This window comes from Amycolatopsis sp. NPDC051106 (genome assembly GCF_040682775.1).
GTDB lineage: Bacteria > Actinomycetota > Actinomycetes > Mycobacteriales > Pseudonocardiaceae > Amycolatopsis.
Window position 1 is genome coordinate 152,412 of the sequence record NZ_JBFBBQ010000007.1, and the last position, 20,180, is coordinate 172,591.

33 protein-coding genes are annotated in these 20,180 nt (G+C 68.6%); 28 read left to right on the top strand and 5 right to left on the bottom strand.

Going from position 1 to position 20,180, the window contains the following annotated elements; all coding sequences use genetic code 11:
• From AB0M83_RS08510 to AB0M83_RS08525, 4 genes are read left to right on the top strand one after another with little or no spacing between them, the layout of a single operon-like run.
• Positions 1 to 1,713 carry a hypothetical protein gene (locus AB0M83_RS08510; protein ID WP_364514432.1) on the top strand — a complete coding sequence of 571 codons (1,713 nt, stop codon included), beginning with the start codon at positions 1 to 3 and terminating at the stop codon, positions 1,711 to 1,713.
• Positions 1,714 to 1,738: 25 nt separating this feature from the next.
• The gene (locus AB0M83_RS08515) at positions 1,739 to 1,945 is read left to right on the top strand and encodes a hypothetical protein (RefSeq protein WP_086857720.1); all 207 of its coding nucleotides are present in this window, start codon (positions 1,739 to 1,741) and stop codon (positions 1,943 to 1,945) included.
• A 14-nt stretch (positions 1,946 to 1,959) separates the two neighbouring features.
• Positions 1,960 to 2,190, top strand: a complete 231-nt coding sequence (locus AB0M83_RS08520; RefSeq protein ID WP_364514435.1) for a hypothetical protein — start codon at positions 1,960 to 1,962, stop codon at positions 2,188 to 2,190.
• A gap of 50 nt (positions 2,191 to 2,240) precedes the next feature.
• Positions 2,241 to 2,699, top strand: a complete 459-nt coding sequence (locus AB0M83_RS08525) for a hypothetical protein (RefSeq protein WP_364514437.1) — start codon at positions 2,241 to 2,243, stop codon at positions 2,697 to 2,699.
• On the opposite strand, the gene AB0M83_RS08530 is transcribed toward AB0M83_RS08525, so the two are convergent.
• Positions 2,692 to 3,171, bottom strand: coding sequence for a GNAT family N-acetyltransferase (locus AB0M83_RS08530; protein ID WP_364514440.1), 480 nt, complete (start codon positions 3,169 to 3,171; stop codon positions 2,692 to 2,694). The two genes, AB0M83_RS08525 and AB0M83_RS08530, sit on opposite strands and share 8 nt — an antisense overlap.
• A gap of 58 nt (positions 3,172 to 3,229) precedes the next feature.
• Here AB0M83_RS08530 and AB0M83_RS08535 point away from each other — a divergent pair, with 58 nt between their 5' ends.
• Positions 3,230 to 3,451, top strand: a complete 222-nt coding sequence (locus AB0M83_RS08535; RefSeq protein WP_284745377.1) for a hypothetical protein — start codon at positions 3,230 to 3,232, stop codon at positions 3,449 to 3,451.
• Here AB0M83_RS08535 and AB0M83_RS08540 read toward each other — a convergent pair.
• From AB0M83_RS08540 to AB0M83_RS08555, 4 genes are read right to left on the bottom strand one after another with little or no spacing between them, the layout of a single operon-like run.
• Positions 3,432 to 4,058, bottom strand: a complete 627-nt coding sequence (locus AB0M83_RS08540) for a hypothetical protein (RefSeq protein WP_364514443.1) — start codon at positions 4,056 to 4,058, stop codon at positions 3,432 to 3,434. The two genes, AB0M83_RS08535 and AB0M83_RS08540, sit on opposite strands and share 20 nt — an antisense overlap.
• Entirely contained in the window at positions 4,058 to 5,248 is a 1,191-nt protein-coding gene (locus tag AB0M83_RS08545) for a hypothetical protein (RefSeq protein ID WP_364514446.1), read from the bottom strand. The genes AB0M83_RS08540 and AB0M83_RS08545 overlap by 1 nt, the downstream gene beginning before the upstream one ends.
• A 10-nt stretch (positions 5,249 to 5,258) precedes the next feature.
• On the bottom strand, positions 5,259 to 5,600 hold the full coding sequence (locus tag AB0M83_RS08550) for a hypothetical protein (protein WP_364514449.1): 342 nt from the start codon (positions 5,598 to 5,600) through the stop codon (positions 5,259 to 5,261).
• On the bottom strand, positions 5,600 to 6,154 hold the full coding sequence (locus tag AB0M83_RS08555; protein ID WP_364514451.1) for a YbaB/EbfC family nucleoid-associated protein: 555 nt from the start codon (positions 6,152 to 6,154) through the stop codon (positions 5,600 to 5,602). Before AB0M83_RS08555 ends, AB0M83_RS08550 begins: the two co-directional genes overlap by 1 nt.
• 165 nt (positions 6,155 to 6,319) lie before the next feature.
• Here AB0M83_RS08555 and AB0M83_RS08560 point away from each other — a divergent pair, with 165 nt between their 5' ends.
• From AB0M83_RS08560 to rplR, 23 genes are all read left to right on the top strand, one after another.
• Entirely contained in the window at positions 6,320 to 6,475 is a 156-nt protein-coding gene (locus AB0M83_RS08560) for a hypothetical protein (RefSeq protein WP_364514454.1), read from the top strand.
• Between the two features lie 614 nt (positions 6,476 to 7,089).
• Positions 7,090 to 7,464, top strand: coding sequence for a 30S ribosomal protein S12 (gene rpsL / locus AB0M83_RS08565; protein ID WP_003102113.1), 375 nt, complete (start codon positions 7,090 to 7,092; stop codon positions 7,462 to 7,464).
• Entirely contained in the window at positions 7,464 to 7,934 is a 471-nt protein-coding gene (rpsG, locus tag AB0M83_RS08570; protein WP_003102106.1) for a 30S ribosomal protein S7, read from the top strand. Before rpsL ends, rpsG begins: the two co-directional genes overlap by 1 nt.
• Positions 7,935 to 7,997: 63 nt before the next feature.
• The gene (fusA, locus tag AB0M83_RS08575) at positions 7,998 to 10,097 is read left to right on the top strand and encodes an elongation factor G (RefSeq protein ID WP_364514456.1); all 2,100 of its coding nucleotides are present in this window, start codon (positions 7,998 to 8,000) and stop codon (positions 10,095 to 10,097) included.
• A gap of 129 nt (positions 10,098 to 10,226) precedes the next feature.
• A complete protein-coding gene (gene tuf / locus AB0M83_RS08580; RefSeq protein WP_155548869.1) occupies positions 10,227 to 11,420 on the top strand; it encodes an elongation factor Tu in 1,194 nt (397 codons plus the stop codon).
• A 407-nt stretch (positions 11,421 to 11,827) separates the two neighbouring features.
• Positions 11,828 to 12,133 (top strand): 30S ribosomal protein S10, encoded by a 306-nt coding sequence (gene rpsJ, locus AB0M83_RS08585; RefSeq protein ID WP_003102098.1) that lies wholly within the window; start codon positions 11,828 to 11,830, stop codon positions 12,131 to 12,133.
• Positions 12,134 to 12,164: 31 nt separating this feature from the next.
• A complete protein-coding gene (gene rplC, locus AB0M83_RS08590; RefSeq protein ID WP_125306110.1) occupies positions 12,165 to 12,821 on the top strand; it encodes a 50S ribosomal protein L3 in 657 nt (218 codons plus the stop codon).
• Complete coding sequence (rplD, locus tag AB0M83_RS08595; RefSeq protein ID WP_364514460.1) at positions 12,818 to 13,507, top strand: 50S ribosomal protein L4; 690 nt, start codon at positions 12,818 to 12,820, stop codon at positions 13,505 to 13,507. The genes rplC and rplD overlap by 4 nt, the downstream gene beginning before the upstream one ends.
• On the top strand, positions 13,504 to 13,815 hold the full coding sequence (gene rplW, locus AB0M83_RS08600; protein WP_003102087.1) for a 50S ribosomal protein L23: 312 nt from the start codon (positions 13,504 to 13,506) through the stop codon (positions 13,813 to 13,815). The genes rplD and rplW overlap by 4 nt, the downstream gene beginning before the upstream one ends.
• A gap of 15 nt (positions 13,816 to 13,830) precedes the next feature.
• The gene (gene rplB, locus AB0M83_RS08605; RefSeq protein WP_364514463.1) at positions 13,831 to 14,667 is read left to right on the top strand and encodes a 50S ribosomal protein L2; all 837 of its coding nucleotides are present in this window, start codon (positions 13,831 to 13,833) and stop codon (positions 14,665 to 14,667) included.
• Positions 14,668 to 14,685: 18 nt separating this feature from the next.
• Positions 14,686 to 14,967 carry a 30S ribosomal protein S19 gene (gene rpsS / locus AB0M83_RS08610; protein WP_003102083.1) on the top strand — a complete coding sequence of 94 codons (282 nt, stop codon included), beginning with the start codon at positions 14,686 to 14,688 and terminating at the stop codon, positions 14,965 to 14,967.
• A gap of 29 nt (positions 14,968 to 14,996) precedes the next feature.
• The gene (gene rplV, locus AB0M83_RS08615) at positions 14,997 to 15,416 is read left to right on the top strand and encodes a 50S ribosomal protein L22 (RefSeq protein ID WP_086675501.1); all 420 of its coding nucleotides are present in this window, start codon (positions 14,997 to 14,999) and stop codon (positions 15,414 to 15,416) included.
• A complete protein-coding gene (gene rpsC, locus AB0M83_RS08620; RefSeq protein WP_086842942.1) occupies positions 15,416 to 16,243 on the top strand; it encodes a 30S ribosomal protein S3 in 828 nt (275 codons plus the stop codon). Before rplV ends, rpsC begins: the two co-directional genes overlap by 1 nt.
• A gap of 3 nt (positions 16,244 to 16,246) precedes the next feature.
• Entirely contained in the window at positions 16,247 to 16,666 is a 420-nt protein-coding gene (rplP, locus tag AB0M83_RS08625) for a 50S ribosomal protein L16 (protein ID WP_004558864.1), read from the top strand.
• Positions 16,666 to 16,911, top strand: a complete 246-nt coding sequence (rpmC, locus tag AB0M83_RS08630; RefSeq protein ID WP_086675500.1) for a 50S ribosomal protein L29 — start codon at positions 16,666 to 16,668, stop codon at positions 16,909 to 16,911. The genes rplP and rpmC overlap by 1 nt, the downstream gene beginning before the upstream one ends.
• Positions 16,908 to 17,186 (top strand): 30S ribosomal protein S17, encoded by a 279-nt coding sequence (gene rpsQ, locus AB0M83_RS08635; protein WP_013222609.1) that lies wholly within the window; start codon positions 16,908 to 16,910, stop codon positions 17,184 to 17,186. Before rpmC ends, rpsQ begins: the two co-directional genes overlap by 4 nt.
• A 90-nt stretch (positions 17,187 to 17,276) precedes the next feature.
• Complete coding sequence (gene rplN / locus AB0M83_RS08640; RefSeq protein ID WP_004558867.1) at positions 17,277 to 17,645, top strand: 50S ribosomal protein L14; 369 nt, start codon at positions 17,277 to 17,279, stop codon at positions 17,643 to 17,645.
• Positions 17,645 to 17,959 carry a 50S ribosomal protein L24 gene (rplX, locus tag AB0M83_RS08645; protein WP_364514468.1) on the top strand — a complete coding sequence of 105 codons (315 nt, stop codon included), beginning with the start codon at positions 17,645 to 17,647 and terminating at the stop codon, positions 17,957 to 17,959. Before rplN ends, rplX begins: the two co-directional genes overlap by 1 nt.
• Positions 17,959 to 18,522 (top strand): 50S ribosomal protein L5, encoded by a 564-nt coding sequence (gene rplE / locus AB0M83_RS08650; protein ID WP_247015084.1) that lies wholly within the window; start codon positions 17,959 to 17,961, stop codon positions 18,520 to 18,522. The genes rplX and rplE overlap by 1 nt, the downstream gene beginning before the upstream one ends.
• Positions 18,523 to 18,526: 4 nt before the next feature.
• Complete coding sequence (locus AB0M83_RS08655) at positions 18,527 to 18,712, top strand: type Z 30S ribosomal protein S14 (RefSeq protein WP_284745392.1); 186 nt, start codon at positions 18,527 to 18,529, stop codon at positions 18,710 to 18,712.
• Positions 18,713 to 18,797: 85 nt separating this feature from the next.
• Complete coding sequence (rpsH, locus tag AB0M83_RS08660; RefSeq protein ID WP_004558871.1) at positions 18,798 to 19,196, top strand: 30S ribosomal protein S8; 399 nt, start codon at positions 18,798 to 18,800, stop codon at positions 19,194 to 19,196.
• Between the two features lie 16 nt (positions 19,197 to 19,212).
• The gene (rplF, locus tag AB0M83_RS08665) at positions 19,213 to 19,752 is read left to right on the top strand and encodes a 50S ribosomal protein L6 (RefSeq protein WP_364514472.1); all 540 of its coding nucleotides are present in this window, start codon (positions 19,213 to 19,215) and stop codon (positions 19,750 to 19,752) included.
• A gap of 2 nt (positions 19,753 to 19,754) precedes the next feature.
• On the top strand, positions 19,755 to 20,153 hold the full coding sequence (rplR, locus tag AB0M83_RS08670) for a 50S ribosomal protein L18 (RefSeq protein WP_364514474.1): 399 nt from the start codon (positions 19,755 to 19,757) through the stop codon (positions 20,151 to 20,153).
• The last annotated feature ends 27 nt before the right edge of the window (positions 20,154 to 20,180 follow it).

Below are 20,180 nucleotides of genomic sequence, written 5' to 3' on the forward strand. Positions count from 1 at the left end.
ATGGACCACCACGACACGCCATCCACCGGTTCGTCCACAGTGGACGCACTGGCCCTGGTCATCCGGCTGGCGCTGCTCCTCGCCACGGCGTTGCTCGCGGGCGGCGGCCTGCTGCTTCCGCTGGTGACCGAGGTGCCGCGCCGGACGAAGCTCGCCCTGTCCGCCCTCGGCGGGTGTTCCGCCCTGCTCGCCGTGGTTTCGGCGTTCGCGGCCGACGTCCACGTCGTCGCGCTGGCCGCGCACGTCGTGCTCGCGGTGGCCGTGCCGGTGCTGCTGCGGTGGCCGTCGGCCGCTCGCTGGGCGTCGGTCGCGCTGCTGGCGCTGCTGGTGCTGGAGACCGCGCTCGGTGGTGCCGGTGCCGAGTTCGCGGTCGGCACGGTGTTCGTCGCCGGCGCCGCGGTGTGGTTCGGTTTCGCGCTGCTCGGCCCGGCGGTGCCGGAGACGGCGGCGGTGCGGCCCGGGCCGCTGGCGATCACCCTCGGGGGCCTGCTGGTCCTGGCCGGTGCGGTGCGGTTCGGCCTCTCCGGCCTGGGGTTCGACCGGCGGCTCGTCGGCACGCTCGGCGGCCTCGCGGTGCTGGCGGTCGTGGTGGTCCCGGTCCTGGTCAGCGGGCTCGCGGCGGTGCTGCGGGCCCGCGCCTACCGCTTCGGCGCGGCCGGAGTCGCCGTCGCGTTCCTCGCCTGGAGTGCGCTCGGTGCCATCCCGGCACCGCCCCCGCTGCCCGTGCCCGGCGTGCCGCTGCTGGCCGACGCGCCGGAGTTCCCGGTGCTGGTCAGCCCCCAACGGCCGGGGCACAACATCATCCACTTCCCGCCGAGCGCGGGCGACGACCTCTCCGCCGGCGTCCGTGGCGGGATCATCACGAAGGCCGTCGCCCGGCCCGGCGCCGAGGGCACCTGGGCCGACGTCGACCTGCCGCCCGGCCGCAGCGACCTGGAGATCCGCCGCGGCGGTACGACGACGGTCGTCGAGGTCGACGCGGGCAGCGCACCCGGCCCGTCGATCACCGAAGCCGATGCGCCGGAATGCGCGTCGGCGGCCCTCGGCGGGCTGGTCGCGGGCCGCTCCGACGTCCTGACGGCGTGCCCGTCCGACGCCCTGACACCGGAGGACGCCGGGGCGCTGGTCAAGCTCGTCGAGTTCCTCGCCGGGCGGAAGCCGTCCGCGATCACGCTGGTCGAGGACGACTCCCCGCGCGGGGTCGCGGCGGCGAGACTGGTGCGGGACACCGCCGCGCGCGCCGGATTGGCCGTGCGGCCTGATCCCGGGCCCGACACCGCGCTCGTCGTCGTCTCCGGCTGGGCCGCCGGGTACACGGCGATGACGCGGGCCGCCGAGCTGCAGCGCCTCGAACCCACCCACCAGTACGGGCTCTACCTGGCGCCGTGGCTGCTGAACGGGCCCATCGTCAACGCGGTCGCGAGCGCGTCGCTGCCGCTGCGGTTCGACCCGCGGGAAGCGACCGCGGTCGGGTACGCCGTCGCGGTCGGCGACCGCTTCGGCGGCGAAAGCCCGACGCTCGGCGGTTTCCGGAGCTGGCTGGGCGCCGACCGGTCGGCGGGCGATGTGCAGATCTTCGCCGCCGCCCAGGTCAACGCCATGCCGATGTACCCCACCGAACCCCACGCCACCGGAATGGTGATGGACCGCGACTACGCGGGCCAGTGGGTCCCCGACGGAACCATCGTGCCCATCACGTCGGTTCTCCGCTGAAAACCCCAGCTACGAAAGGAAAAGCATGAAGCGTCTTGCCGCCCGCGTGCTGCTGCCGCTCGTCGCGGCGACGGCGTTCACCGGCCTGGCCGCCGGTGTGGCGTCCGCCGACCCGACCGACGGTTCCGTCTGGCTCGTGCCCGGCGTCGACCTCGGCGGTGTCCTCGGCCCGCTCGGCCAGCCGGTCGACCTGCTCGCCCCCGTCTTCGACCTGATCACCGCGGTTTCCTGAAAGGTAGAGAAACGATGAAGAAGAACCTCGCTCGCGCGGCCGGTGCCGCGGTCCTCGCCGGTGCCGCCCTGTTCGGCGCGGCCGCGCCGGCTCTCGCGGCCGACGCCCCCGGTGTCGTCGTGGTCGACGAGCCGGACACCAGCGGCCTCGACAACATCTGGACGTTCGCGCCGCTCGGCGTCCCGGTGCTCGGCCTGATCCAGTCGATCAACGGCGTCCCGGGCAAGCTCCTGCCCTCCTTCTGACCCTCCGGCGGCCCCTCGGGCGAGGGGCCGCCGTTTCCTCGGGAGTCCCCATGAACCGGCAGCTCGTCGGCAGGCTCGGCATCGCGGTGATCGCCATCGCGGCGGTCACCGCCGGCATCTTCATCCTGGGCGACAACGGTTCGCCGCCTCCTCCGCCGTCGGTCGCGGTGGTGGGGGAGCCGTCGCTGTCGTCGGTGCCGCCGCGCACGATCATGGCGACGGCGACGTACACCTCGACCCCGCCGGCGCCGTCCGGGTACCAGGTGACGTACGAGCTGACGGGCTCCGGCACGGCGACGGTCGTCTACGACTCGAACGGCCTCGGCCTGGTCCACCAGGAGCTCGACGTCGCCTTGCCGTGGCGAAAAGTGCTCTCGTGGCCGGCGGCCGGGTCGATCCAGCTGCTCGGGCAGGGGAGCGGGGCGGTCGAATGCCGCGTCTCCGTAGGCGGCCGGGTGGTGAAGACGCAGCAGTCGGCGCCGGGCGAGGTCGCCGCCTGCGTCAGCTGAGGGTCTTCGCGAACCAGTGCTCGGCGAACTGCCCGTCGTTGAAGGGCTCTACTTCGGCGTAACCGCTCTTCGCGTAGAGAGCGCGAGCCTCGACGAGGTCGTGGCGGGTGTCGAGCCGCATGAGGTCCGACCCGAGCTGCCGGGCGGCGTCCTCGGCGGCCGCCACCAGCTCGGGCGCGAGCCCCGAACCGCGGTGGGCCGGCTTGACGAACACCTTCGTCAGCTCGCTGACCCCGGGCGCGACGACGCGGGTACCGGCGCAGCCCGCGACGTCGCCGTCGCGGTAGCCGATGAGGAACGCCCCGGTGGGCGGCACGAGGTCGGTCCCGGGTTCCTCGGCGACGTACTGCGTGAGTTCGGCCTCGGTGATCGGGCGCCCGTAGTAGCGCGAAGCGACTTCGTCCATGTACTCGCGCATGATCGCGACGGCGTCCGGGTGAGCGACGTCGATCTGGGTGATCTTCCAGTTCACGTCCTCATCCTGGGGCCGCTGTCCAGCGAATTGGCCGGGCCCCGGGCACCATGAAGGTATGACGACGATCACGAAGCGCCTGACTGTGGTGGCCGTCCTGCTGATCACAGTGGGAGCGATCCTGCTGTCGGTGGGGGCGATCGGCTTCCGGTCCGACGAGCAGGCCGACGCCAACATCGGCGCGGGGTTCGCGCTGCTGGCGGGGCCCTACATCGTAGGCCTGGGCCTGGTTTTCGCGCTGTCGGCGGGCTTGACGCACCTCACGACGCGCCGTCGTTGACGCTCCACAGCGCGGCGGGCAACCGATCGGCCAGGTCGGCGAGGTAGCCCGCCTCGGCGACGATGTTCTGCCGGGTCGCGCACCCCTGCGCCCAGGTCCGCGCCGAGCCGTGCGCCACGACGACGTCTCGCTGGGCGAAGTGGGGGTTCGCGGCCAGCCACCGGGTCAGCTCGCCCTCGAGCGGAGAGTCCGGAGGCAGCGTCGGCATCGACAGGGCCTTCCCCGGCGCGATCCGCAGTTCCGGGCACGGCGGCACCTGCACCTGCGTGATGTGGAGGTCGCGGAAGTACGTGTGGTCGTCGAAGTGCCGGTACGGCTCCTGGGTGTCGACGGCGATCACCGGCCGGTCGCGGTGGCGGAACTCGACCCAGGACGTGTGGGTGCTTTCCGCCAGCGGGCGGCCGGTCGAGTGGATCACCCCGAACGTCGGCGCCGGGGCGGGCTCGCCGGCGACCCCGCTGTGGAACGTGCCGCCGCGCTCGGCCGCGAAGGCCTTGAACCAGTGCTCCTTGCGGCCTTCGACGTACTTCGTGTGCGACCGCCACCAGATCGCCGCGACCACCGCGAACACCGCCGCGATCAGGACGACCGCCACCACGCCTGCCATCAGAAGTCCAGGTCCTCGCGCGTCTCTTCGTCGGATTGGTTCCGGCCGGTTTCGCCGTAGTCGCTTGCCTTCTTGGCGTTCTTGACGTGGCTGGTGAGCTTCCCGAGGTGGTCGTTCAGCGTCTTCGCCGGGTTGTCGCCGGGCTTGGCCGGGTTGAACCCGAAGACGCCCTTGGCCGCCGCCTCGCCACCCTTCTTCGCGATCTCGGACAAGGCGTTCTTCCCGGCCCGCTTGCCGATCATCCCTTCGGCACCCGTGAGCTTGCCGACCATGCTCTTGCCCGCGTTGCCCTCGGCGATCTCCTTCAGCTTGTCCGCGGTCTTGCCCTCGGCGAACACCTGGCCCAGCTTCGTGGCCGCGAGCTTGGCCTTCATCTTCCGCAGCCAGTCGAGGATCTTCTGCAGGAGCTCGCGGACCTTCGACACCTTCTGCGTCGTCTTCGCGGTGGTCGTGCCGAGCTTGACCTCCGACGCCGTGCCCGCGGTGGCGACCGACGCCCCGCAGGTGGGCACCGCGGCCGCCAGCGCCGGGATCCAGATCATGATCAGCCAGGTGGCCAGCTCGGTGAGGATCGCCTTGATCAGGTCCTCGACGAAGCTCATCAGCATGCTGCTCAGCTGCAGCATCTGCGCCATGTCCCCGGACTTCGCGGAGACGCCTGCGATGCCGTGCGCGAACTCGCCGAGCGACCTGCGCGCCGCGTCGCCGGCGTCGCCCTTCCACGCCGCCAGCGACGTGTCGGCGACGGCGGCGAAGTTCTTCGCCAGCTCGTCCAGCCCGGTGGCGATGGCGCCGAAGTTGCCGGCCGCGGTGGCGAGCGCGGGACCGTCGCCGCTCACGAAGTGGATCGCGTCCTGGATCGGCTGGACCGCGCTGATCAGGAAGTTCAGGCCCTGCCCGACGAGCCAGCCGAGCGGGTCGGTGGCGATGTCGGTGATGGTGCTCGCGCTGGACTGGATGAAGCTCGTCGTGTCCGACGCGATCGTCGCCACGCCGAGCGCGATGTCGACGCCGTCGGGGTGGGGCGCGGTCACCGCCTGGTACACGGAGCCGACGTCCTTGCCGACGGTCACGGCGCTGCCCGCGAACGGCGTCGCCTTGACCGCGTTCTCGACGTTCACCCCGAGCACGGTCGCCGGGTCGTCGCTCTTCACGCCGACGCCGCTCGCGACGTCCTGGAACTCCGCCATCGTGCCTCCCTCAGGGCTGCTTCGGGCCGTCGAGCAGGATCTCGACCTGCCCGAAGAAGGCCGTGTGGTCGTCTTCGGTGCCCTGGTAGACGTTCGCCGCGTCGGTGAACTTGCCCTGCGCCGACGTCAGGCCCTCGGCCATCGACGCGAGCAGGTCGCGCAGCTCGTGCAGCGTTTCGTCGTACCCGTGCTTGGTGAACAGGCCCACGACGCCCCACGACTTGTCGCCGACGTCGGCCTGGCCGACCTTCTCGGTGAACTTCGCGCCCTGGTCCTTGTACTTGCCCAGCACGCCGACGTACGCGCGCAGCGCGGCGACCTCCACCTGGTAACCGCCGGCTCCGTCGGGCATCAGTCCTCCTCGTCGAACAGGGTGCGCAGGAAGGTGTCGCCGGCGGACCCGCCCGCGGGAGGTGCCTGCGGCGGGGGCGGCGCGTCGGCCTGGCGCAGCACCCGCTCCTCGGAGAAGTCCTCGGCCGGGGCCGGCGGCTCCGGCGGTCCTTCCGCGAGCTTCGACCGCAGCTCCTCGACGGTGGTTCCGAACGCGACGGCCTGGGTTTCGAGGACCTGGTCGACCAGGCCGAGGTCGTCGCCGACGTGCTGCTGGACGAGCACCGCCTGCCGGCGGGCCGCCTCGCCGACGGCTTCGCGCAGCGTCGTCAGCAACGTCGCCGACAGCGCCTGCGGGCCCTTCGCGAGCGCCGCGTCGGTGAACGTGACGTCGAGGACCGCGCCACCGGGGCCGGTGACCACGGTCACGCCGCCGTCCGGCGAGGACGCGCTCGCGCGCAGCTCCGTCAGTTCCTGCCGCATCGCGCCGACGCCGGCGAACCGGTCGTCGACGTCCCGGATGCTCGATTCGAACCGCTCGAACTCCGCCAGCAGCTGGTCGAACTCGGCCGACATGTCTTTCGTTCCTCCCCGCTCGCCCGGTGCTCGCCACCCATCGTGGCGCCTCGGCGACGGTGTGACGTACGGAACGCCCGATCCGATCCCACTGCGTCACCCGACCGGGTAATGGGTAGGTTCCGCCTGCAAGGGGAAGCAGGGAAGAGTCGCCAGGAGTGTGTGATGACCAGCAGCGAAGGGGCCGAGCGGCCCGCCGAAGAGCCGAAGTCGACCGGTAGCCACGCGGCTCCCGAGGGGGCGGGCGTGCACCCGCTGATCGACCTCTCGCGCGACCCGAACCCGGGCAAGCCGGACCACGCGAAGCCCGACGAGGACTGAGCCACCACCGGCGGTGCGGGGGCTCCGCCGGTGCGCGTACCCGGAGGGTCGGCTCACGTACCTGAACGGTCGGCTCGCGTACCTGGAGGGTCGGCCGGCGAGCCGACCGTCTGGGTACGCGACCCGACCCTCTGGGTACGTGAGCCGACCCTCTGGGTACGGGAAGCGGGTGAGCCCGGACTGGGAACATTCCCCAGGCCGGGAGTGTTGGGACAGGTGCGGCCGGAAGCCCGGGCAGTAGTGACGCCCGGGGCGGCCGGTGCCGGAAACCGCGGCGCCACCTCGCGACGACCGGACTCCGGAACATCCCGCGGCCCGGCCCTGTTCGGAGGTACGCTGGAGGTTCGCCGACCTTCGGACCCCCCGCCGCGTTCCGCCCCGACCCGGGCGGGTATCTTTGGAGACCGTGCCCGGCATGCGTCGGGCCGCTCCGCGTGCCGTGCGGCATGGGCGGGGTGCTGAGGCACCCGGTCACCGGCTTCGGCAGGTCGGGGTTCCGACGGAAAATCCCTCCGGGAAGTTACCGGTCGAGAGACCGTGACGCGGGCCGACACGCCCGACCGCGGGGGCCGGTGAAGACACGAAGAAGCAGATCACGACAGGAAGCTGGTCCATTGCCCACGATCCAGCAGCTGGTCCGCAAGGGCCGCCAGGACAAGGCTGCCAAGCAGAAGACCGCGGCCCTCAAGGGGAGCCCGCAGCGGCGTGGCGTGTGCACTCGCGTGTACACCACGACCCCCAAGAAGCCGAACTCGGCGCTTCGCAAGGTCGCGCGTGTGAAGCTGACCAGCGGCATCGAGGTCACCGCCTACATCCCCGGTGAGGGCCACAACCTGCAGGAGCACTCGATGGTGCTCGTGCGTGGTGGTCGTGTGAAGGACCTTCCGGGTGTCCGTTACAAGATCATCCGCGGTTCGCTCGACACGCAGGGTGTCAAGAACCGCAAGCAGGCGCGCAGCCGGTACGGCGCGAAGAAGGAGAAGAGCTAATGCCCCGCAAGGGTCCGGCCCCGAAGCGGCCGCTGATCTCCGACCCCGTCTACGCCTCCCCGCTGGTCACCCAGCTGGTGAACAAGGTGCTGAAGGACGGGAAGCGGTCCCTGGCCGAGCGCATCGTGTACGGCGCGCTCGAAGGCGCTCGCGAGAAGACGGGCACCGACCCGGTCGTCACGCTGAAGCGCGCCCTCGACAACGTGAAGCCCACCATCGAGGTGAAGAGCCGCCGCGTCGGTGGTGCCACCTACCAGGTGCCGATCGAGGTCAAGCCGGGCCGCTCCACCACGCTGGCCCTGCGCTGGCTGGTCTCCTTCTCGCAGGCTCGCCGCGAGAAGACGATGATCGAGCGCCTGCAGAACGAGCTCCTGGACGCTTCCAACGGCCTCGGTGCCTCCGTGAAGCGTCGCGAGGACACGCACAAGATGGCCGAGTCCAACCGGGCCTTCGCGCACTACCGCTGGTGATGACCGCCCGGCTGTCGACCAAGCCATGCCGGGCCCCAAGCTTGAGAACAGGGGAACACTCTCGTGGCACGTGAAGTGCTGACCGACCTGAACAAGGTCCGCAACATCGGCATCATGGCCCACATCGACGCCGGCAAGACGACCACCACCGAGCGGATCCTGTTCTACACCGGGGTCAACTACAAGATCGGTGAAGTCCACGACGGCGCCGCCACCATGGACTGGATGGAGGAGGAGCAGAAGCGGGGTATCACCATCACCTCGGCTGCGACCACCACCTTCTGGGACGACCACCAGATCAACATCATCGACACCCCGGGCCACGTCGACTTCACCGTCGAGGTGGAGCGCAACCTCCGGGTGCTCGACGGTGCGGTCGCCGTCTTCGACGGCAAGGAAGGCGTCGAGCCGCAGTCCGAGCAGGTCTGGCGGCAGGCGGACAAGTACGACGTCCCGCGCATCTGCTTCGTCAACAAGATGGACAAGCTGGGCGCGGACTTCTACTACACCGTGCAGACCATCGTGGACCGCCTCGGCGTCCGCCCGCTGGTCATCCAGCTGCCGATCGGCGCCGAGAACGACTTCGAAGGCGTCGTCGACCTGGTCCGCATGAAGGCGCTGACCTGGCGCGGCGAGGTCCAGAAGGGCGAGGACTACTCCGTCGAGGACATCCCGGCCGATCTGGCCGAGAAGGCCGCGGAGTACCGCGAGAAGCTCGTCGAGACCGTCGCCGAGGCGGACGACGCGCTGATGGAGAAGTTCCTGGAGGGTGAGGAGCTGACGGAGGCCGAGATCAAGGCCGGCATCCGCAAGCTCACCATCACCAGCCAGGTCTTCCCGGTGCTGGCCGGTTCCGCGTTCAAGAACAAGGGCGTGCAGCCCATGCTCGACGCGGTCATCGACTACCTGCCGACCCCGCTGGACGTCCCGGCCGTCGAGGGCCTGCTGCCCGACGGCGAGACCGTGGCGTCCCGCAAGGCGTCGGTCGACGAGCCGTTCGCCGCGCTCGCGTTCAAGATCGCCGCGCACCCGTTCTTCGGCAAGCTGACCTACATCCGGGTCTACTCGGGCAAGGTCGCCGCCGGCGCGCAGGTCATCAACGCGACCAAGGAGCGCAAGGAGCGCATCGGGAAGATCTTCCAGATGCACTCCAACAAGGAGAACCCGGTGGACGACGCCCAGGTCGGCCACATCTACGCGGTCATCGGGCTGAAGGACACCACCACGGGTGACACCCTGGCGGACCCGCAGAACCCGATCGTGCTGGAGTCGATGACGTTCCCCGAGCCGGTCATCCGGGTCGCGATCGAGCCGAAGACGAAGGCCGACCAGGAGAAGCTGTCCCTGGCGATCCAGAAGCTGGCCGAAGAGGACCCGACGTTCCAGGTCAAGCTGGACGAGGACACCGGCCAGACGATCATCGCGGGTATGGGCGAGCTGCACCTCGAGGTGCTGGTGAACCGGATGAAGTCCGACTACAAGGTCGAGGCGAACATCGGCAAGCCGCAGGTCGCCTACCGCGAGACGATCAAGCGGACGGTCGACAAGCTCGACTACGTCCACAAGAAGCAGACCGGTGGTTCCGGCCAGTTCGCGAAGGTCATCGTGAAGCTGGAGCCGCTCGAGCGCACCGACGGCGCGCTCTACGAGTTCGACAACAAGGTGACCGGTGGTCGCGTGCCGCGGGAGTACATCCCGTCGGTGGACGCGGGCGCGCAGGACGCGATGCAGTACGGCGTCCTGGCCGGCTACCCGCTCGTCGGGTTGAAGTTCACCCTGTTGGACGGTGCGTACCACGAGGTCGACTCTTCGGAGATGGCGTTCAAGATCGCCGGTTCCATGGCGATGAAGGAAGCCGCGAAGAAGGCCGGCCCGGTGATCCTGGAGCCGATGATGGCGGTCGAGGTGACCACGCCCGAGGACTACATGGGTGACGTCATCGGTGACCTCAACTCCCGCCGTGGTCAGATCCAGGCCATGGAGGAGCGGGCGGGCATCCGCGTCGTGAAGGCGCTGGTCCCGCTGTCGGAGATGTTCGGCTACGTCGGTGACCTCCGGTCCCGTACCCAGGGCCGGGCGAACTACTCCATGTTGTTCGACTCCTACGCCGAGGTTCCCGCGAACGTCGCGAAGGAAATCATCGCGAAGGCGACGGGGGAGTAACTCCCCCACCGCGCGCGGGCATTAAGGGACTCTCCTGAACGTCCGCAGCACCGACGAAGGAACATTCGGAGGGCAGCAGCCACGCTGCCCTCCGAGCACAAAGCGAAATCAGTCCAGGAGGACATTCCAGTGGCGAAGGCGAAGTTCGAGCGGAGCAAGCCGCACGTCAACATCGGGACCATCGGTCACGTCGACCACGGCAAGACCACGCTGACCGCGGCGATCACCAAGGTTCTGCACGACAAGTACCCGGAGCTCAACGAGTCCCGGGCGTTCGACCAGATCGACAACGCGCCGGAAGAGAAGCAGCGCGGCATCACGATCAACATCTCGCACGTCGAGTACCAGACCGAAAAGCGTCACTACGCGCACGTCGACGCCCCCGGTCACGCGGACTACATCAAGAACATGATCACCGGTGCCGCCCAGATGGACGGCGCGATCCTGGTGGTCGCCGCGACCGACGGCCCGATGCCGCAGACCCGTGAGCACGTGCTGCTCGCCCGCCAGGTCGGCGTGCCCTACATCGTGGTCGCGCTGAACAAGGCCGACATGGTCGACGACGAGGAGATCCTGGAGCTCGTCGAGCTCGAGGTCCGCGAGCTGCTGTCCTCGCAGGAGTTCCCGGGCGACGACGCCCCCGTCGTGCGCGTCTCGGGCCTCAAGGCCCTCGAGGGCGACGAGAAGTGGGCCGAGGCCGTTCTCGAGCTGATGACCGCCGTCGACGACAACGTGCCGGACCCGGTGCGCGAGCTCGACAAGCCGTTCCTCATGCCGATCGAGGACGTCTTCACGATCACCGGTCGCGGCACCGTCGTCACCGGCCGCGTCGAGCGTGGCGTGGTCAACGTGAACGAAGAGGTCGAGATCGTCGGCATCAAGGAGAAGTCGACCAAGACGACTGTCACCGGTGTCGAGATGTTCCGCAAGCTGCTCGACCAGGGCCAGGCGGGCGACAACGTCGGCCTCCTCGTCCGCGGCATCAAGCGCGAGGACGTCGAGCGCGGCCAGGTCGTCGTGAAGCCGGGTACCACCACCCCGCACACCGACTTCGAGGGCCGGGTCTACATCCTGTCGAAGGACGAGGGTGGCCGTCACACCCCGTTCTTCAACAACTACCGCCCGCAGTTCTACTTCCGCACCACCGACGTGACCGGCGTCGTGACCCTCCCCGAGGGCACCGAGATGGTCATGCCGGGCGACAACACCGACATCTCGGTCGCGCTGATCCAGCCGGTCGCGATGGACGTGAACCTGCGGTTCGCCATCCGCGAGGGTGGCCGCACCGTCGGTGCGGGTCAGGTCACCAAGATCATCAAGTGATTTAGGCGCCCCCCGGGGGGCAATACACCCCCGGGTCAGGGGCGTCAAATCACGTGTGCGACACTATTCAGGTTGCTCGTCCTGGGGCGGCCGAGCCCTTCGGGTTTTCGACGAAAGGGTCCGGCCGCCTCGGTGCGAGTGGCCACGGTCCGCCGAGCTCTTCCTTCGGGTTGCAGGCGAGCGGGCAAGGGCAGTGAGACGGTCAGCCGGCTCATAGCCTCCTCACGTTGAGGAAGACCAGGCAAGACGACGATCCCGCGGGATCCGTCTGTGCGTCGGGCGCGACACGCCCGACCGCGTGGACCGGGGACAGGGCCGTTGAACTGCGGAAACCCAGGCCAAGGTGGGGACACCGGGGCGGGGTTTGTGAGATAGCGGCACGAGACGACAAGGAACGAGCAGCCACCATGGCGGGACAGAAGATCCGCATCCGGCTCAAGGCCTACGACCACGAGGCGATCGACACCTCGGCGCGCAAGATCGTGGAGACGGTCACGCGCACCGGCGCCCGGGTCGTCGGGCCGGTGCCGCTGCCCACCGAGAAGAACGTTTACTGCGTCATCCGCTCGCCGCACAAGTACAAGGACTCGCGCGAGCACTTCGAGATGCGCACGCACAAGCGTCTGATCGACATCCTCGACCCGACGCCGAAGACGGTCGACGCGCTCATGCGCATCGACCTGCCGGCGAGCGTCGACGTCAACATCCAGTAAGCGTTGGGCGAGCGGCGGAGATAAGAGACTCATGTCTGACAGGCAGATGAAGGGCATCCTGGGCACCAAGCTCGGCATGACCCAGGTCTTCGACGAGCAGAACCGGGTTGTCCCGGTCACCGTCGTGAAGGCCGGTCCGAACGTGGTCACCCAGGTTCGGACCCAGGAGAAGGACGGCTACAAGGCCGTGCAGCTGGCGTTCGGCGCGGTCGACCCGCGCAAGGTGAACAAGCCGCGCACCGGCCACTACGACAAGGCGGGCGTGACGCCGCGCCGGTACCTCGCCGAGCTGCGCACCACCGACGCCGAGACCTACGAGGTCGGCCAGGAGATCACCGCCGAGGTGTTCGCCGCCGGCGTCGAGGTCGACGTGACCGGTACCAGCAAGGGCAAGGGCTACGCGGGCGTCATGAAGCGCCACGGTTTCAAGGGCCAGGGCGCGAGCCACGGTGCCCAGGCCGTGCACCGCAAGCCGGGTTCGATCGGTGGCTGCGCCACCCCCGGCCGCGTCTTCAAGGGCCTGCGCATGGCGGGCCGGATGGGCAACGACCGGGTCACCACGCAGAACCTGACCGTGCACGCCGTGCGTGCCGAGGACGGCCTGCTGCTGATCAAGGGCGCTGTGCCCGGTCCCAAGGGCGGCCTGCTGTTCGTGCGCAGCGCCGCGAAGGGTGGTAACTCCGAATGACAAGCGTCGAGCTGAAGACCCCGGCCGGTAAAGCCGACGGCACCGTGGACCTCCCCGAGGAGATCTTCGACGTGCAGGCCAATGTCGCGCTGATGCACCAGGTGGTGGTGGCCCAGCAGGCCGCCGCGCGCCAGGGCACGCACGACACGAAGACCCGTGGTGAGGTCTCCGGTGGCGGCAAGAAGCCGTACCGGCAGAAGGGCACCGGCCGTGCCCGCCAGGGTTCGACCCGCGCGCCGCAGTTCGTCGGCGGTGGCGTCGTCCACGGCCCCACGCCGCGTGACTACTCGCAGCGGACCCCGAAGAAGATGAAGGCCGCCGCCCTGCGTGGCGCCCTCTCCGACCGGGCCCGCGCCGGCCAGCTGCACGTCGTCACCGAGCTGGTGACCGGTGAGAAGCCGTCGACCAAGGCCGCCAAGGTCGCCCTCGCCGCCGTCACGGCCGCGAAGCGCGTGCTCGTGGTGCTGCACCGGGACGACGAGCTGAGCTGGGTTTCCCTGCGGAACCTGCCCGAGGTGCACATCCTCTGGGCCGACCAGCTCAACACCTACGACGTGCTGGTCAACGACGACGTCGTGTTCACCAAGGCCGCGTACGACGCGTTCGTCGCCGGCCCCGTCCGCGGTAAGACCGTCAAGGCTTCCGCGCGGTCGGGCGAGGTCACGGAAGGGAGTGACGAGAAGTGAGTTCGGTCGCCATTCCGGACCCCCGCGACATCCTGCTCGCGCCGGTCATCTCCGAGAAGTCCTACGGGCTGCTCGAGGACCACAAGTACACGTTCATCGTCCGCCCGGACGCCAACAAGACCCAGATCAAGATCGCGGTCGAGAAGGTGTTCGGCGTCAAGGTGGTCAGCGTCAACACGGCCAACCGCCAGGGCAAGCGGAAGCGGACTCGCGCCGGCTTCGGCAAGCGCAAGGACACCAAGCGCGCCATCGTGACTCTTTCGCCCGAGAGCAAGGCGATTGAGATCTTCGGCGGACCCACCGCGTAAAGGACTGAGCTGACAATGGGCATCCGCAAGTACAAGCCGACGACCCCCGGTCGTCGCGGTTCGAGCGTCTCGGACTTCGCCGAGATCACCCGCTCCACCCCGGAGAAGTCGCTGCTTCGTCCGCTGAGCGGTTCGGGCGGTCGCAACTCGTCCGGCAAGATCACCACCCGGCACAAGGGTGGCGGCCACAAGCGCGCGTACCGAGTCATCGACTTCCGTCGCAACGACAAGGACGGCATCCCCGCCAAGGTCGCGCACATCGAGTACGACCCCAACCGGTCCGCTCGCATCGCGCTGCTGCACTACGCCGACGGCGAGAAGCGCTACATCATCGCGCCGGAGAAGCTGAAGCAGGGCGACACCGTCGAGAACGGCCCCCGGGCCGACATCAAGCCGGGCAACAACCTGCCGCTGCGCAACATCCCGGTCGGCACCGTGATCCACGCGATCGAGCTCCGCCCCGGCGGCGGCGCGAAGATGGCGCGGTCCGCGGGCGCGAAGGTGCAGCTCGTCGCCAAGGACGGTCCGTACGCCCAGCTGCGTCTCCCCTCGGGTGAGATCCGCAACGTGGACGTGCGCAACCGCGCCACGGTCGGCGAGGTCGGCAACTCCGACCACGCCAACATCAACTGGGGCAAGGCCGGCCGCAACCGCTGGCGCGGCAAGCGCCCGACGGTCCGTGGTGTCGTCATGAACCCGGTCGACCACCCGCACGGTGGTGGCGAGGGCAAGACGTCCGGTGGTCGTCACCCCGTCAACCCGAACGGTAAGCCCGAGGGTCGCACGCGTCGCCGCAAGGCGTCCGACGCGATGATCGTCCGCCGTCGCCGTACCGGCAAGAACAAGCGCTGAGCAGGGAGGTAGAACAACATGCCACGTAGCCTCAAGAAGGGCCCGTTCGTGGACGACCACCTGCTCAAGAAGGTGGACGCGCTGAACGAATCGGGCAAGAAGACCGTGATCAAGACCTGGTCGCGTCGTTCGACGATCATCCCGGATTTCCTGGGTCACACGATCGCCGTGCACGACGGCCGCAAGCACGTCCCGGTGTTCGTCACCGAGGCCATGGTGGGTCACAAGCTGGGCGAGTTCGCCCCGACGCGGACCTTCAAGGGTCACATCAAGGACGACCGCAAGTCGCGCCGCCGCTGAGCGGGCACGAAACCAGACAGGAAGTAGCGATGAACGCCCAGAACGACGTGACGACCGAGGCTGAACTGCCTACGGCGTACGCGCGGGCTCGCTTCGTCCGGGACTCGCCGACCAAGGTGCGCCGGGTGATCGAGCTCATCAAGGGACGTAGCGCCGCCGACGCCTTGGCCGTGCTCCGGTTCGCCCCGCAGGCGGCCAGCGAGCCGGTCGCGAAGGTGCTCGCCAGCGCCGTGGCCAACGCCGAGAACAACCTTCAGCTGGACCCGGAGACGCTCTGGGTCAAGAACGCGTACGCCGACGAGGGCCCCACCCTCAAGCGGATCCGTCCGCGGGCCCAGGGCCGCGCGTACCGGATCCGCAAGCGGACCAGCCACATCACCGTCGAGGTGGAGTCGCGTCCCGCCGTCGCGCAGAAGGCTCAGAGCAAGAAGAAGGCAGGTGGCCGGTAGTGGGCCAGAAAATCAACCCGCACGGTTTCCGCCTGGGTATCACCACGGACTGGAAGTCGCGCTGGTACGCCGACAAGCAGTACGCCGAGTACGTGGCCGAGGACGTCAAGATCCGCAAGCTGCTGGCGACGGGCATGGAGCGCGCCGGCATCTCCAAGGTCGAGATCGAGCGCACTCGTGACCGCGTCCGCGTCGACATCCACACCGCCCGGCCGGGCATCGTCATCGGCCGCCGCGGCGCGGAGGCCGACCGGATCCGTGGCGCGCTGGAGAAGCTGACCAAGAAGCAGGTCCAGCTGAACATCCTCGAGGTCAAGAACCCCGAGGCCGACGCCCAGCTGGTCGCCCAGGCGGTCGCGGAGCAGCTTTCCAACCGCGTGGCGTTCCGCCGCGCGATGCGGAAGGCGATCCAGACCTCCATGCGCTCGCCGCAGGTCAAGGGCATCCGCGTGCAGTGCGGCGGTCGTCTCGGCGGTGCCGAGATGTCCCGCTCCGAGCACTACCGCGATGGCCGCGTCCCGCTGCACACGCTGCGCGCCGACATCGACTACGGCTTCTTCGAGGCCAAGACGACGTTCGGTCGCATCGGCGTCAAGGTGTGGATCTACAAGGGTGAGCTCGTCGGTGGCCTGAAGGCTCGCGAGGCCCGTGACGCCGCCGAGCGCGCGCCGCGTCGCGACCGTGACCGCAGCGACCGGCCGTCCCGCCCGCGTCGTTCCGGCGCGTCGGGCACGACCGCCACCTCGACCGAAGCCGGTCGCGCCGCCGCGGCCGCCACGACCGAGGCGGCCCCGGCCACCGAGACCGCAGAAAAGACGGAGGGCTGAGACGTGCTCATCCCGCGCAGGGTCAAGCACCGGAAGCAGCACTCCCCGAAGCGCCACGGCGCCGCCAAGGGTGGCACGAAGGTCAGCTTCGGCGAGTACGGCATCCAGGCGCTTGAGCACAGCTACGTGACGAACCGGCAGATCGAGTCCGCTCGTATCGCCATGACCCGTCACATCAAGCGTGGCGGCAAGGTGTGGACGACCATCTACCCGGACCGTCCGCTGACCAAGAAGCCGGCGGAAACCCGCATGGGTTCCGGTAAGGGTTCGCCCGAGTGGTGGATCGCCAACGTGAAGCCGGGCCGCGTGATGTTCGAGATCTCGTTCCCGAACGAGGAGACCGCCCGTGAGGCGCTCCGCCGCGCGATCCACAAGCTGCCCATGAAGTGCCGCATCGTGACCCGTGAAGGTGGTGAGTTCTGATGGCGAACGCTGGTGCTCTGGCATCGGAGCTGCGTGAGCTCACCGCGGAAGAGCTCGTCCTGCGTCTGAAGGAATACAAGGAGGAGCTCTTCAACCTCCGCTTCCAGATGGCGACCGGGCAGCTCGACAACAACCGCCGTCTGCGCACCGTCCGCACGGACATCGCGCGGATCTACACGGTCATGCGCGAGCGCGAACTCGGCCTGTCCGTTGCCCCCGACGCCGAGAGTGAAGGTGCCGCATGAGCGAGCCCACCACCGAGACGCCGGCCCGGAACGACCGCAAGGTCCGCGAGGGCTACGTCGTCTCGGACAAGATGAACAAGACGATCGTGGTCGAGCTCGAGGACCGCAAGAAGCACCCCCGTTACTCGAAGGTCGTCCGCTCCACCACCAAGGTGAAGGTGCACGACGAGAACAACGAGGCGGGCGTGGGCGACCGGGTCACCCTGATGGAGACCCGCCCGCTGTCGGCGACGAAGCGGTGGCGCCTGGTGCAGATCGTGGAGAAGGCCAAGTAAGCAGGGCTCTTCGGAGTCTTTAGTTCCGCAAGGCTCGCCAATGTGGACCTCACAAGCGGGCGAGAACCGGCGCGACATACAGGAGTTGACGTGATCCAGCAGGAGTCGCGGCTTCGGGTAGCCGACAACACGGGTGCGAAGGAAATCCTCTGCATCCGCGTTCTCGGTGGTTCCGGGCGGCGCTACGCCGGCATCGGTGACATCATCGTCGCCACCGTGAAGGACGCCATCCCGGCTGCCGGGGTGAAGAAGGGCGATGTCGTCAAGGCCGTCATCGTCCGCACGGTCAAGGAGCGTCGTCGTCCGGACGGTTCCTACATCCGGTTCGACGAGAACGCCGCCGTGCTCATCAAGAACGACAACGAGCCCCGGGGCACCCGCATCTTCGGCCCGGTGGGCCGCGAGCTGCGCGACCGAAAGTTCATGAAGATCATTTCGCTCGCGCCGGAGGTGCTGTGATGAAGGTGAAGAAGGGCGACACGGTCGTCGTCATCGCCGGCAAGGACAAGGGCGCCAAGGGCAAGGTCATCCAGGCTTACCCGGAGCGCGACCGCGTGCTGGTCGAGGGCGTGAACCGGATCAAGAAGCACACGCGGATCACCCAGACCCAGCGCGGTGCGCAGTCCGGCGGCATCGTCACGCAGGAGGCACCCATCCACGTCTCGAACGTGATGGTCGTCGACTCGGACGGCAAGCCGTCGCGGGTGGGTTACCGCTTCGGCGAGGACGGCAAGAAGGTCCGGGTTTCGCGCCGGAACGGTAAGGACATCTGATGACCACCGCAGAGAAGGTCGCGCCGCGCCTCAAGGTGCGCTACCGCGAAGAGATCAAGGGCCAGCTTCAGGCGGAGTTCTCCTTCGCCAACGTCCACCAGATCCCGGGCGTGGTGAAGGTCGTCGTGAACATGGGCGTCGGTGACGCCGCCCGCGACAGCAAGCTGATCGAGGGCGCGGTCAAGGACCTCGCCCTGATCACCGGCCAGAAGCCCGAGGTCCGGAAGGCCCGCAAGTCCATCGCGCAGTTCAAGCTGCGCGAGGGTCAGCCGATCGGTGCGCGCGTCACGCTGCGCGGCGACCGGATGTGGGAGTTCCTCGACCGGCTGCTGACCATCGCGCTGCCGCGTATCCGCGACTTCCGCGGGCTTTCGCCGAAGCAGTTCGACGGCCACGGCAACTACACCTTCGGTCTCAACGAGCAGTCGATGTTCCACGAGATCGACCCTGACTCCATCGACCGCCCGCGCGGCATGGACGTCACCGTCGTCACGACCGCCACGAACGACGACGAGGGCCGGGCGCTGCTGCGCAAGCTCGGCTTCCCGTTCAAGGAGAACTGAGCCGATGGCCAAGAAAGCACTGGTCCACAAGGCCGCCAAGAAGCCGAAGTTCGCGGTTCGCGGCTACACCCGCTGCCAGCGGTGTGGCCGCCCGCACGCCGTGTTCCGCAAGTTCGGGCTCTGCCGGATCTGCCTTCGCGAGATGGCGCACGCGGGCGAGCTGCCCGGCGTCCGCAAGTCCAGCTGGTAAGAGCTTTTTTCTAAACTCCCACTTCGCCACAGGCCCCGCTCCTTCTGGGAGCGGGGAACCAGGCGAGAAAGGTTGACAGGTCACCATGACGATGACCGACCCCATCGCAGACTTCTTGACGCGTCTGCGTAACGCGAACTCGGCGTACCACGACGAGGTCAAGCTCCCGCACTCGAAGCTCAAGGCGAACATCGCCGAGATCCTCAAGCGCGAGGGCTACATCGCGGGCTACCACGACGAGCCGGGCGAAAAGCACAAGAACCTCGTCGTCGAACTCAAGTACGGCCCGAACCGTGAGCGGAGCATCGCCGGCCTGCGGCGCGTCTCCAAGCCCGGTCTGCGGGTCTACGCAAAATCGACCGAACTGCCGTCCGTTCTCGGCGGGCTGGGCATCGCGATCATCTCGACGTCCGGCGGCCTGCAGACCGACCGGCAGGCCAAGCGCAACAGCGTGGGCGGCGAAGTCCTCGCCTACGTCTGGTAAGGAAGGGGGCACAGACATGTCACGCATCGGAAAGCTGCCGGTCGCCGTCCCCTCCGGGGTCGAGGTGACCATCGACGGTCAGCACATCAGCGTCAAGGGCCCCAAGGGGACCCTGGAGCACACCATCGCCGAGCCGATCACGGTCGAGCGCGACGACGACGGCACCCTGCTGGTCAAGCGCCCGGACGACGAGCGCACCAGCAAGGCTCTGCACGGCCTCACCCGTACCCTGGTGAACAACCTGGTCGTGGGTGTGACCGCGGGTTACGAGAAGAAGCTCGAGATCCACGGTGTCGGTTACCGCGTGCAGGCCAAGGGCTCGGACCTCGAGTTCGCCCTCGGCTACAGCCACCCGGTGAAGATCGAGGCTCCGGAGGGCATCACCTTCAAGGTGGAGAGCCCCACCCGGTTCTCGGTCTCCGGCATCGACAAGCAGAAGGTCGGCCAGATCTCGGCGGTCATCCGCAAGCTGCGCCGCCCGGACCCGTACAAGGGCAAGGGCCTGCGCTACGAGGGTGAGAAGATCCGCCGCAAGGTCGGAAAGACGGGTAAGTGATCATGAGCGACACGACTACGAAGCGCAAGCCGGTGGGCAAGGACATCTCGACCCGCCGCCGCGTCGCGAAGGCCCGTCGGCACTTCCGCCTCCGCAAGAAGGTCTCGGGCACGGACCAGCGTCCGCGCCTGGTCGTCAAGCGGTCCTCGCGGCACATCGCCGTGCAGGTCATCGACGACCTCGCCGGCCACACGCTGGCCTCGGCGTCCACGCTCGAGGCGGATCTCCGGTCGTTCGACGGTGACAAGAAGGCCAAGGCCGCCAAGGTCGGGGAACTCGTCGCCGAGCGTGCGAAGAACGCCGGGATCACGGCTGTGGTGTTCGACCGTGGGGGCAACGCCTACCACGGCCGCATCGCCGCGCTCGCCGACGCCGCCCGTGAGGCGGGGTTGGAGTTCTGACGATGCAGAAGCTTGTTAACGGAAGGA